The sequence below is a fragment of the Wolbachia endosymbiont (group A) of Acrocera orbiculus genome, assembly GCF_947250015.1.
GTDB classification, from domain to species: Bacteria; Pseudomonadota; Alphaproteobacteria; order Rickettsiales; family Anaplasmataceae; genus Wolbachia; species Wolbachia pipientis.
In genome coordinates this window covers 910,585-922,696 of the sequence record NZ_OX366272.1, presented here as the reverse complement: position 1 = coordinate 922,696, position 12,112 = coordinate 910,585, and the positions used below count along the sequence as shown (strand labels likewise).

At 37.6% G+C, this 12,112-nt stretch carries 10 protein-coding genes; 6 read left to right on the top strand and 4 right to left on the bottom strand.

Going from position 1 to position 12,112, the window contains the following annotated elements; all coding sequences use genetic code 11:
• Positions 1–33 precede the first annotated feature (33 nt).
• Together OOL03_RS04580 and OOL03_RS04575 are read left to right on the top strand one after the other, a co-directional pair.
• Positions 34–495: a HesB/IscA family protein gene (locus OOL03_RS04580; RefSeq protein ID WP_264707114.1), complete on the top strand. Its 462-nt coding sequence runs from the start codon at positions 34–36 to the stop codon at positions 493–495.
• Positions 496–534: 39 nt separating this feature from the next.
• A complete protein-coding gene (locus OOL03_RS04575; protein WP_264707113.1) occupies positions 535–1,209 on the top strand; it encodes an ABC transporter ATP-binding protein in 675 nt (224 codons plus the stop codon).
• A 238-nt stretch (positions 1,210–1,447) separates the two neighbouring features.
• Here OOL03_RS04575 and OOL03_RS04570 read toward each other — a convergent pair whose 3' ends face one another.
• Complete coding sequence (locus tag OOL03_RS04570; RefSeq protein ID WP_151808056.1) at positions 1,448–2,146, bottom strand: alpha/beta hydrolase; 699 nt, start codon at positions 2,144–2,146, stop codon at positions 1,448–1,450.
• Between the two features lie 155 nt (positions 2,147–2,301).
• On the opposite strand from OOL03_RS04570, the gene OOL03_RS04565 reads away from it, so the two are divergent.
• The 3 genes from OOL03_RS04565 (at position 2,302) to OOL03_RS04555 (ending at position 5,714) form a co-directional block, all read left to right on the top strand.
• Positions 2,302–3,438 carry a cysteine desulfurase family protein gene (locus tag OOL03_RS04565; RefSeq protein WP_253302983.1) on the top strand — a complete coding sequence of 379 codons (1,137 nt, stop codon included), beginning with the start codon at positions 2,302–2,304 and terminating at the stop codon, positions 3,436–3,438.
• 528 nt (positions 3,439–3,966) lie between these two features.
• Positions 3,967–4,704 (top strand): WD_0702 family putative metalloprotease, encoded by a 738-nt coding sequence (locus OOL03_RS04560; RefSeq protein ID WP_182319399.1) that lies wholly within the window; start codon positions 3,967–3,969, stop codon positions 4,702–4,704.
• A gap of 150 nt (positions 4,705–4,854) precedes the next feature.
• Positions 4,855–5,714, top strand: a protein-coding gene (locus OOL03_RS04555; protein WP_264707019.1) for an IS630 family transposase whose coding sequence is annotated in 2 segments (ribosomal slippage) — positions 4,855–5,179 and positions 5,179–5,714 — 861 coding nt in all. Because the reading frame shifts where the segments join, the coding sequence is not laid out codon by codon here.
• A gap of 174 nt (positions 5,715–5,888) precedes the next feature.
• On the opposite strand, the gene OOL03_RS04550 is transcribed toward OOL03_RS04555, so the two are convergent.
• Positions 5,889–9,254, bottom strand: coding sequence for an isoleucine--tRNA ligase (locus OOL03_RS04550; protein ID WP_264707111.1), 3,366 nt, complete (start codon positions 9,252–9,254; stop codon positions 5,889–5,891).
• Positions 9,255–9,430: 176 nt separating this feature from the next.
• Here OOL03_RS04550 and OOL03_RS04545 point away from each other — a divergent pair, with 176 nt between their 5' ends.
• Positions 9,431–9,748, top strand: coding sequence for an MFS transporter (locus OOL03_RS04545; protein WP_264707110.1), 318 nt, complete (start codon positions 9,431–9,433; stop codon positions 9,746–9,748).
• A 224-nt stretch (positions 9,749–9,972) separates the two neighbouring features.
• Here the strand turns inward: OOL03_RS04545 and ltrA are convergent, their stop codons facing one another.
• Entirely contained in the window at positions 9,973–11,448 is a 1,476-nt protein-coding gene (ltrA, locus tag OOL03_RS04540) for a group II intron reverse transcriptase/maturase (protein ID WP_264707109.1), read from the bottom strand.
• Positions 11,449–11,764: 316 nt separating this feature from the next.
• Positions 11,765–11,938, bottom strand: coding sequence for a hypothetical protein (locus tag OOL03_RS04535; protein WP_264707108.1), 174 nt, complete (start codon positions 11,936–11,938; stop codon positions 11,765–11,767).
• Positions 11,939–12,112: the final 174 nt, after the last annotated feature.

The window sequence follows — 12,112 nt, the reverse complement described above, 5'->3', positions numbered from 1 at the left end:
ATAATAAGTTATCAATAATAAACGGTGGTTACTATGTCAACAAATTACAACATCAACTTAACTGATAATGCACTAAAAAAAATCCACTCTCTTGCAGAGCAGGAAGGGGATAAGAGTTCCATTTTACGGGTTGCAGTTTCAGGTGGTGGATGTTCTGGCTTCAAATACAATTTTCTTATGGATCAAACGAATAAAAATCTATCTTTGGATGATGAAGACGATGATTACGATGATGAGTTTGATGACGAAGATGAAGATGATGATTATGAAGAAAGCGAGGACTATAGAAGCCACTCCAGTTTTAGCGAAAAAGGTAAAGATATAGTAATTAATGATGAAAATGGCAATCCTGTATTAATGGTTGATAATTGTTCAGCAAAATTTTTAAATAACTCAGTTATAGATTATACTGAGGATCTCAGTGGTTCTGGTTTTCAAATAAAGAATGCCTTTGCTAAGTCTCAATGTGGTTGTGGTAACAGTTTTTCGGTTTAATTATTACTAAAACTTAGATGCCTTCTGGATCTTTTAAACATGGGTGGTAATGTAGCACTAGAACTAACTTCCGTAGATAAAAGCTTCAAGAACAATTCTGCTGTTGTAAAGGATATCAACTTAAGTGTCACAAGAGGGCAAGTAGTAGCGCTGATTGGCGATTCAGGTGCAGGGAAAACAACTATATTGCAAATCGCAGGCTTGTTGGACAAGCCAACTTCAGGTATAGTTACGATAGATGGAATAAATTGCACACAAGCCAGTAATAAGCATAAAACTCATGTAAGAAGAAATTTTCTTAGTTTTGTTTATCAATTTCACTATTTGTTACAAGAGTTATCGGTGTTGGAAAATATTATGCTTCCTCAACTCATTGCAGGAAAAAGCAAAGCTGAAGCAAAAAAAAATTCGCAAGCAACATTGGAAAAATTTGGTCTGGAAAACAAAGCAAGTAGTATGATATCTGAAGTTTCAGGTGGGGAAAGGCAGAGAGTTGCAATTGCAAGAAGCATTGTAAATTCTCCAAAGCTTTTACTTGCAGATGAGCCAACAGGAAATTTAGATCCAACAAATTCTTTTAAGGTGTTTTTACTGCTACATTCATACGTAAAGGAAAATAACAGCTCTATGCTTATAGTAACACACAATCATCTCCTTGCAGAAAAGGCAGACTGCATTTTCCAATTGAAAGATCGATCATTAGTGAAGTTGTGAATAGGAAAAATAGCACAATTTCTATGCCCTATACTTATCTAACCAATGATCATTAACAGAGTATAACTCGCATGAAATGCTTTCATTGCTTTTTATACATGGACTTTTTAACTTACGCTGTTTACTTAGGAAACACCCCGATAACATAAACACAGCTAAAACAAAAAATAATAGCTTTTTAAACATAACAAAACCCTTTTATTTATATTACTACACTCATTTCTCTTATTTGTAAAGATTAGGCATATTCTTTTACCCTTACCTCTTTTTTGACCTTTTGAAAAGAAATAGTTGCACTATTCAAGCGCAGTTTTATATAATTGTCCACGATTTGAGTCACTTCCTCTTCTTTATCCTTTAGAAAGTGATTAGTATCATCTATTATATGGTATTTCATGTGATCACTTCTTACTGAATTTATCAACCTTTTTGCTAATTCTGTTACATCGCTTTCTTCTGAGATTGTATCATTACTGCTTTGTATTATAAGCCCAGAAACTGGACAGGGAGAAAGAAAAGAAAAATCGTACTTAGTTACCGGAAGAGAAAGAGCAATAAAACCCACTATCTCAGGGCGGCGCATTGTTAGCTGCATAGCCACCCATGCTCCAAAAGAAAAACCAGCGATCCAAATTGGAACATTGCTAGGATTATGTTCCTGAAGCCAATCAATGGCTACCGCAGCGTCAGTTAATTCTCCTATACCCTTATCAAAAGTTCCGGTAGATTTTCCCACACCACGAAAGTTAATTTTCAATGCAGAAAAATTGTTATCGATAAAAGACGTATATGTACTATGTACAATTTTACTATCCATATTACCACCATATTGAGGATGATGATGTAAAACCAGCACAACCGGCGCGTTGGCATCTTTGCTTTGGTGGTATTCACCTTCTATCTTTCTTGTTGCATTATTTAAAAAAACTTCAACCATGGTAACTCCTAATAAGAACCCGCTTGACAGGTATTGATGACGTGAGTTATTAATTATGTATTAATTTCGCTGTTTTTGCAATAAATTTTTTATCGTGTTAAAGCTAACGTACATAGTTATGGCTATAGTTGATGGTAAACTTATTTAAGTGACAGATGAATCCATTCTCTTTAGAAAATAGTGGTTGCGTATATGCTGATTACAATGCAACTGCTCCAATTAGTGAAAATGTAAAAAAAAGTATATTTGAGGTCTTGTCAAAACAAACGCTCAATCCATCATCACTACATAAGAGAGGACAAGAAGCAAGGAAGATTCTTCAGGATGCAAGAGATAACGTACGTGGTGCTATTGGCGTTTCAAGTGATAAAGAAATAGTTTTTACGTCTGGTGCAACTGAAGCGAATAACCTTGTTATGAGAGGAATAGCAGGCTACCTGCATATAATTTCAGCTATAGAGCATCCTTCAATTCTTAATTCTGCATGTAATCCATATATAATACCTGTTAATCAGGAGGGCATTGTTGACTTTTTAGAGCTAGAAAAAATTCTAAGCGAACTTAAAGGAAACAAAGCAATAGTTTCAGTTATGATGGCAAATAACGAAACCGGAGTTATTCAACCTATTGAGGAAATAGCTAAAATAGTACACAAGTTTGGAGCAATTTGCCACACTGACACTGCTCAAAGTGTTGGGAAAATTAAAGTTAATATGGAAGATTTAGGAGTGGATTTACTCACTTTATCCGCCCATAAATTTGGCGGTGTAGCAGGCAGTGGAGTTTTAATATTCAATAAAGAACTTGCGATAGAACCTATTATAATAGGTGGTGGACAAGAGAAGGGATTTCGTGGTGGTACGGAAAATATTGTTGCAATTGCAGGCCTTTCTGCTGCACTGCAAAATATTCCAGATCTTTTATCAAAAATGGATGAAGTAAAGGAGCTACGCGATCAATTAGAGTGTGAATTATTAAATCTTGCCAGTGACATAAGAATCTTCGGTAAAAACTCTAAGAGGCTGCCAAACACAAGTTTTATTTATATGCCAGGAGTAAAGAGTGATGTGCAGCTCATGCATTTTGACTTGAATTATATTGCAGTTAGTAATGGCTCCGCATGTTCTTCTGGAAAAGTTGAGCCTTCCCATGTTTTGCTTGCAATGGGGGCAACAAAAGAGCAAGCAGAGTGTTCAATTAGAATCAGTATAGGTCCAGAAACTAAACCACAAGACATAAAAAAAATAGTGGATTGTTGGTATAATATCTACAAGCAGAACACCTTGGTATAGATAATACGTGGTATCATGCAGGCACTGGCCGAGCATTAGATGTAAAAAATTACTTTACAACCCCGCGGTATCTCTAGATCCCGCTAACAAGCAGCGGGATGACGGTTGTTAGGCTAGCTGTCATCCAAGTAGCTGACACTGGTTCCTTTATGACGGCAGTGCCCCTATGGTGTCATTCCAGTGCCCTGACTACTTGGATCTAGCAAGCTTTGCTTGCAAATAAGTTTAATACGTGTCGCGTTTTATGCCAAAACACAATTGGAGTTACATGCAAAATAGATCCCAGACTGGGATGACAAAAAAAGAGCACTGGAATGACACCATTTGCTGTGCAATTTACCTTCAAAAATGAATGTTCGTACAGCTATGGATTCATTCGCGGTATCTCACCATAGATCCCGCTGACAAGCAGCGGTATGACGGTTATCAGTAAACATGAATTACTTTAGCTATGCAATCAGGCTTCCTAAAAACACTTTGTAGCCAATCAATTCTTGAGTATAAAAAAAATTCCTTTAATAATAAGGTATGCTAATCAGGAATTTAATAAAACAAGCAACTCAAGTAGGAAGCAGTGAAAATGCAATACGGTATGTCGAATATCTCTATCAATTTGAGAAGTTTAGAAACACATTAAACCTCACTTTGTCACTAATAAAGCAAAATAGGCTTTCGTTTGAGATATACCAAGAGGGATTAGTGGATATGGAAGAGGGAGTGTGTAAGACAATCAGGTCTTCCAGTGTAAATAGATATGTTATTGTACTGAGGAAGTCAAACCCATACATTATAGTGCATGAACTTTCACACATGGTTGAAAATGAACTGAACTTAAATTTGGAGCAGGAATTCCTCCATAAAGTTTACCAGGATATTGAGCAGAACCTAAAGCAAGCAAATATTCTTGTGCAGAAAATTATCGGCCAAGTTATATTTAAGGAGATACAGGCTTATCAAACTGCAAAATCACGTGCATCTGAATTATTTGCACGCTATTTTGAGCTATTTGCTTGGGCGCAGGAGGTTTACCCTAAAGATAAAGAATACTTAATCCGCACTCAAGACTTAAACAAAGTGTTCCTTGCTACTGACCAATGGAAAAAGAGCTACCTTGATTCACAAATGATGGAGAGAATAGATAAGGAAATCAAGGAATACAGCAATAAAACTGCCACTAAAGACGTAACCAAAGTGCAAAGCAGTTGGACTAATAAATTTTCTCCTGGGGGCAAAAAAATTAGCTCTATATTTGGAGATGATGATTAGCTTATAGTGCAGGCCAGACGTCATACCGCCGCGAACCGTCATACCGTGATTCATTCTTTTGGTGTACGAACATTGCAATTTGCAGTTATAGCTCTTTCGATAAAAGTCCGGATGTGATAGGATAAGGATAGATGATGATAAGGAGGTTGAATGCCAGCAGCATATAGTTATGATTTAAGAAAAAAAGCAATGGAAGCGCTAGACGAAGGAGAAAGCAGAGAAACAGTGGCAGCAAGATTTAAGATTGGACGAACTACTTTATGGGAGTGGCAGCAAAGAAGAAAAGAAACAGGAGACTTTCAATCAAAAAAACTTGGAAATGGGGGTTACAATCACAAAATTACCGACTGGGATACCTTTGCCAAATTTGCCAGAGAACACGGAGGAAAGACTCTATCGGAAATGGCTAAACTTTGGAACAACGTTAGTATCCAAACGATCTATCGAGCCCTTAAAAAAATTGGATTTACGCGCAAAAAAAGACATATGGATACAAGGAAAGAAACGAAGAAAAACGTGCTGAATTTTTGAAAATTATAGCGACAAAAGAACCTAAAAACTTAGTGTATATAGATGAGTCTGGCATTGATAACACCGAAGACTACCCCTACGGATATTGCCAGAAAGGACGGCGGTTTTATGCCTTAAAATCTGGAAAGAAAACTCAACGAATCAGTATGGTTGCAGCCTTAAGTGGAAGAAAGATAGTTGTTCCGTTAACCTTTGAAGGCCACTGTAATATGGATGTTTTTAATGGATGGTTTGAGCAATTTTTGACACCGATCTTGGAACCTGGACAGACTGTCATTCTTGACAATGCTACTTTTCATAAGTCTGATAAGATTATCGAGCTTGCTAAAGGGGTTGGTGCAGAAATTTTGTATCTGCCGCCTTATTCTCCAGATTTCAACAAAATTGAGCATCATTGGTTTGCTATAAAAAACAGAGCCAGGAAAAACATTCCTCTATTCGAATCCTTTCTTCGTGCTGTTGATTCTGCCTTCCTATGACCTGTTTGGACTATTATGAGAAATGCTATAACATTGGAAATAGATTCTACTTTACCTAAATCATCACTATTGTTATTTAAGTCAACAACTTTCTTACAATCTACAACAGCATGCATACCATAACCTTACCTCAAGTAACCTAAGTATAGCATAAACAATGACAACTTTCAACTACTAATAATTTAACCTAATACCAACTATCAAATTTTGGTACTCCTTAAAATAAAAGTTAGTTCCAATTTCTGTATTAATGTCCAAAGATAAGGTAAGGGTCTGCTCTTTTATATATTCAATCCACGTATTTATTGCTTCCTTAATTTTCTCATCTTCTGTTTTGATTATTACTCTGATTCTATCGGACATATGAAAATCAGCTTGTTTCCTGGTTTCCTGAATGAGCCTCACGACATCTCTTGCAAGCCCTTCTAGAATTAATTCATCATTTAGTTCAGTATTTAGAATGACAATCCCTTTATTGTTATCAAATACAGAGGAATATTCACTGTTTGCTTTTAACAATAGTTCATATTCGCCTTTTTCTATAATATAGTTCTCTGATTCGTCTCCTAGAAATATCTGCTCATTCTCAACTTGCTTCCATTTTCCCTCCTTGACATATTGAACTAGCTTCTTGATTTTGTCTGGAATTCTTTTCCCAAGCAGTGGGAAATTTAGCTTTAACTCTAGTGATGCAATACCTTCAAGTCTGTTTACTAATTCCAAGCTTTTTACATTCACCTCATCTTTTATCATCTCCTGGTACTCATTTGAATCTGCAGCACACTGGATCCCAGTGTCAGCTACTTGGATAACAGGAGAGAACTCTGGGATGACAGAAAGCGGTTCACCTTCAAGAAAACTACAGGAAGACTGATGATAAATGATCATACTGCCAAGCGGCTGTCTGATACGTATATTAAAAGTGTTTCTGATCGAAAGTGCAGAGTTGCACACCTCTCTCACTAGATCCATCTTGGCAATGAGCTGACTATCAAACTTCTCTAATTGTGGAAAATTAGCCAAATGAACAGATGTTTCTTCATACTTAAGCCCTTGCCATATATTCTCTGTTATAAGTGGCAACAAAGGAGCTGCAGCTCTTAGTATGTAATAAAAAACCGTATATAGAACATTATAAGCATCAGTTTTATCCTGATCCAAATCACTTTTCCAAAAACGCTCGCGACTGCGACGAATATACCAATTATTTAGCACTTCAAAAAAGTTCATTAAAATTTTGCAAGCCTCTTGGGAGTTATAGCTGTTCATAGAAGCTTGGATACTTTCTATAGCTTCAAAACATTTGGAAATCATGTAGCGATCAATAGTACTTTGATAATCCTTACAAACTTCAGCTTTAATTCCATCTGCATTTGCATACATAGTAAAAAAGTGATAACTGTTCCAAATAGGTTTTATTACGTTTTTCAGAACATCTCGTATTGAGTTTCCTTCTTTATCGAGTAGCAAATTACCACCACAAACAATAGATCCAGAAAGCATAAGAAAACGCAGTGCATCAGAACCGTATCTATCAAAAACCTCCATTGGATCTGCATAGTTATTCAAACGTTTGGACAATTTTTGCCCTTTTACATCCAAAACAACACCGTGGCATATGCAGTTCTTAAATGGTTCCCTATCAAACAAAGCAGTGGACAATACAAAGAGCGTATAAAACCACCCCCTGGTTTGCGCTATGTATTCAGTGATAAAATCCGCAGATTCAAACCACTCCTTATTTTCAAACGGATAGTGGATTTGCGCAAATGGCATCGAGCCAGATTCAAACCAGCAGTCAAACACGTCAGGTACACGGCGCATAACTGATTTTCCTGTTGGATCATCAGGATTTGGTCTTGTTAAAGTATCGATAAATGGTCTGTGCAAGTCGTCTATTTTAACATTAAAACCTCTCTCCAGTTCTTCTATTGAACCATATACATCTACTCTTGGATATCTCGCATCGTCTGATTTCCATACAGGGATTGGCGTACCCCAGAATCGATTGCGTGAAATTGACCAGTCGTGTGCCCCTTCAAGCCATTTTCCAAATTGACCATCTCTAATGTGGTTTGGTATCCAATTAACTCTCTTATTTAGCTCTACCATTCTGCTTTTGAATTTTGTAACAGCAACATACCAAGAAGGCATAGTGCGATAGATCAAAGGAGTGTCAGTTCTCCAGCAGTGTGGATAATTGTGAATATATTGTTCAGTTTTAAACCAATTCCCTTGCTCTTTTAATTTTTTTATTACTGTATCATTGGTATCAAAAACATGAACCCCTGCCAAATCTGAAATTTCAGCAGTAAATTTTCCACTGTTATCAATTGGACAAATAACTGGAATATCATGGCTTTGGCAAAGGTAAAAATCTTCCTCACCAAATCCAGGAGCAGTGTGCACAACGCCAGTACCATCTTCTTCCGTCACATAATCAGCAATAAAAACGCGAAATGCATTTTTTGTGTCTTTAAAATAGTCAAACAGTGGTTTGTAAGAAAGACCTGCAAGATCATTCGCTTTAAGTTTTATATTGCAGTTTTCATATGGAATATTGCTTTGTTCACAGTGGCTGACAAATTTCCCTAAATAACTTTCAGCGAAGATGTAAACTTCATCGTTAACTAGATCTTTTGCATTATCCCCTGTCATCCCAGTAGCCCCCTCCCCTGTCATCCCAGTGCTTCGACACTGGGATCCAGAAATAGATTCCAGCGTCACACGCTGGAATGACATCAAAGGGTGGACTGACACTGCACAATACTTAATATCTTCTCCTATTGCTAAAGCCAAGTTGCTCGGCAACGTCCAGGGAGTTGTAGTCCAAGCAAGTAATTTACACTTTCGTTTAACACTTTTAAATTGCTGTGGGTTTTCTAAAAGCTCAAATGCAACAGTTACAGCTTTGCTAACTTTTTCTCTATACGCGTTATCAAGCCTTGTTTCGAAATTAGATAATGGAGTTTCGCATGCCCAGCTATATGGTACAACGCGCACTGATTCATACACCAGACCCTTATCATAAAGCTGCTTGAATGCCCACATGACCGACTCCATGAATGATTTATCCATAGTCTTATAGTCATTGTGAAAATCTACCCATCTTGCTTGTCTATTGACATATTTTTCCCACTCTGATGAAAATTTCATCACAGAAGTACGGCAATGATCGTTAAATTTATCTATACCAAACTTCTCTATCTCAGTTCTACCAGATATTCCAAGTTCTTTTTCTGCACCCATCTCAGCCGGCAATCCATGGCAATCCCAGCCAAATCTACGTTCAACCCTTTTTTGAAGCATAGTTTGATATCTTGCAAATGCGTCTTTGATGAAACCAGTGAGTAAATGTCCATAATGCGGAAGTCCATTTGCAAATGGAGGCCCATCATAAAACACAAAACAATTATCCTTAGAACGTTCTCCAACTGACCGCTCAAAAACTTTATTTTCCTGCCAAAATTTTATGATTTCTTTTTCTAACGACGAAAAATCAGGACTACTTACTGTATCAGGATAATGCTTTGACTTCATGTTCGCTATGTAAAACTAAAGAATATAGGGCTTTCTGAAAAATTACAAATTCAAAAATATTTCCGTAGCTCACATCCCAGCAAACTATTCTGCCGAGCTTCTAATACCTTTTTTTAAGTTTTACTTGCAGTTTTTATTGTTTTACTTAACATTAACCCAAGCTTTAGGGGTATTTTATGGATCAGAAGACAGATAAGTTTCCACAATTTTTAAAAATGTTGTGCTTTGTTGAAATGTGGGAACGTTTCTCTTATTATGGAATGCGAGTACTTTTGGTCCTGTTTTTAACTTCTCACTTAGGTTTCACTGATGAGAGGGCCTTTACTATTTACGCATTATTTGCTGCAACAGGTTATGCTATACCAATACTTGGAGGTTTTTTAGCTGATAAGTTGATGGGATTCCGCAACATGGTATTGCTTGGAGGGATAGTGATGATAGCAGGTCATGCTTGCATGTCATTGGTTAAGTTTGAACAGGTTTTTTATATTTAGGTTTATCTCTAATAGCCATAGGTACTGGTATGTTTAAAGGGAAAGAGTAAGAGTTCAATGGACTAAGATATTTACCCATCGAACCCTCCTCTAGGAACCGTACGTGAAAGTTTCCCTTCATACGGCTCGAGCCACCTTAAGTCCTTTTCTTTAGAACCGGCAACAGTTTTTATCGAATATTTGGACATATCAAATTCCTTCTTAGAACTAACATTAATCATACCTTACCATTTTTGCAAAGAGAAGAGTTTTTTTGATTGACGTTCTTTAAAGTAAGCATACCACTCTTTATCATAGGGGTTAGCTACTGCTCTAATTTTCTTATGGCGGCGAATTGGTACACTTGTCGCTTGGAAGAGTTCTTTCCATTCAATTATGTTTTTATTCTTAGCCAGTACTGCAAAACACCATTTTCGAGACTCCTTGACTTTAAAGTATTTACCTTTAATCCAACGTAATCCTTTATTAGGATGTCTGCGTTTTGACCAGTGCCATAAGGCTTTGAAGATCTCATGGTCCACTTTTTCGTAAGCTTTTCTCGCACATATTCCTCGATGGTAGTTGGCCCATCCTCGAATTTGAGGTGTAAGCATATCAATTACTTTTTCTTGGGTTTCTGCGTTCTTCTTGCGAATTAGGTACCGGATGCGCTTCAGAAGTCTGTTTACACTTTTTTCTGAAGGTTTGATGATTAGTTTTGTTTTGTACTTGCGTACTGTCTGACCGAGAAAATCGAATCCCTGTTCTATGTGTGTGATCTTTGTCTTTCCTGCCGATAAAGATAGCCCTCTTTGGCTCAGGAAATCCTCTACAAGCCGTTTGACTTTAGTCTCTAGAATTTCTTTCGATTTTCCAGTTACTATAAAATCATCCGCATAGCGGATCATGTGTACACCATATTTCTTGCGTTTTTTGGTTCCCTTTTTTCCGAAATGTTTATTGAAAACATCATCAAGACCGTCGAGAGTTAAATTAGCAAGTACAGGAGATATAATTCCACCTTGTGGAGTTCCTGCTATTGTGGGATGTAGCATTCGTCTTTCTACGAATCCAGACCTTAACCATTTATTTAGGATACTCTTTTCCATTGGAATTGAGTTTTTCAACCAGTGGTGGTCTATTTCATCGAAACACTTCTTAATATCCCCCTCTAAAATCCATTGCGGAGCATCACGTCTTGCCAATGTTATGAAAATTTGACTTACTGCATCTGCTGCTGAACGATGCACCCTGAATCCATATGAGTGAGTGTCTCCTATTGTTTCTGCAACAGGGTCCAAGCCCATAAGGTATAAGGCTTGTATCGCACGATCTTTTATAGTTGGAATACTAATCGGCCGCTTGCCGCCCTCAGGCTTGATTAGATAAATGCGTCTCATAGGTTGAGAGCGATATCCACGTCGCTTTAGGCTAGCAATTCCTTGAGATTTAGCTGAAGGACTTTGCCACAACTGATTATCAACACCAGCCGTGTATTTTCCTTTGTTCGAAGTTACGCGTTTCACTGCTAATGCTTTAGCACTAAAACTACGTGTGAGAAGATGTTGTAAAGTTTTCACTTTATTCCATCTCCCATCTTTTGTTGCCTGAACAATACGAGCTTGTAGCTTCCTGGTTTTTTTCTTACATTGAGACCAATTAATTTGGTTCCAGTGCTCGGCAGTACCGAAAGGTGCACTTACAATTTTACCTGTAACCATCTGCTTTCCTCTCTTTAAAAGTTTTACAAACAATCTTGTCCAAGATGACCATTGTGGACGTCAGTTCTCTTTCGAGCCAGGTAACGTTAAACCTGTATCACATCCATTACAGATGAGCGTTCACTTTTTCCACACTCCCAATCCCACATACCCATAAGCCTTTCTCACGATCGACCTTACTGAATATCCAATATTGGTACCCAGAGATATATGGGGTTTCCGTGTTCCACCTATTAAACAACAACGGGTTAGGATTGATCTCTACACCGGTGACCTTGATGTTTGCGTATCAAATGCGTTCAGTTTGATAACCAGTCTACTTACCTTTTGGTTCAAGCCTATCAGTGTCTTTGGCTTGTTCGACGTAACGATGCTTAGGATCATTTGCTTGCGCTATCCATACCATTAACCCTAGCCCCCGTGCCAACTCGACACTTATAGCATTGTTCTTTCTTCGCAGACCGAACTTCTCCTTTTCAGGCGGGTTCATTGTCCTAAACGCTTTGCACAAAGCATTACTGCTTTTGTACAGTCTAGTAGGGTACGAGCGGCAAAACACTCGGTTTAGTCAGGGTGACCTGCTAAACAATTTAATAAGCGACTTTTCACGTCGCACGAACGCAACATCATTCTTGGGGTCGAGAAATTTAGAAAGAGCCATAAA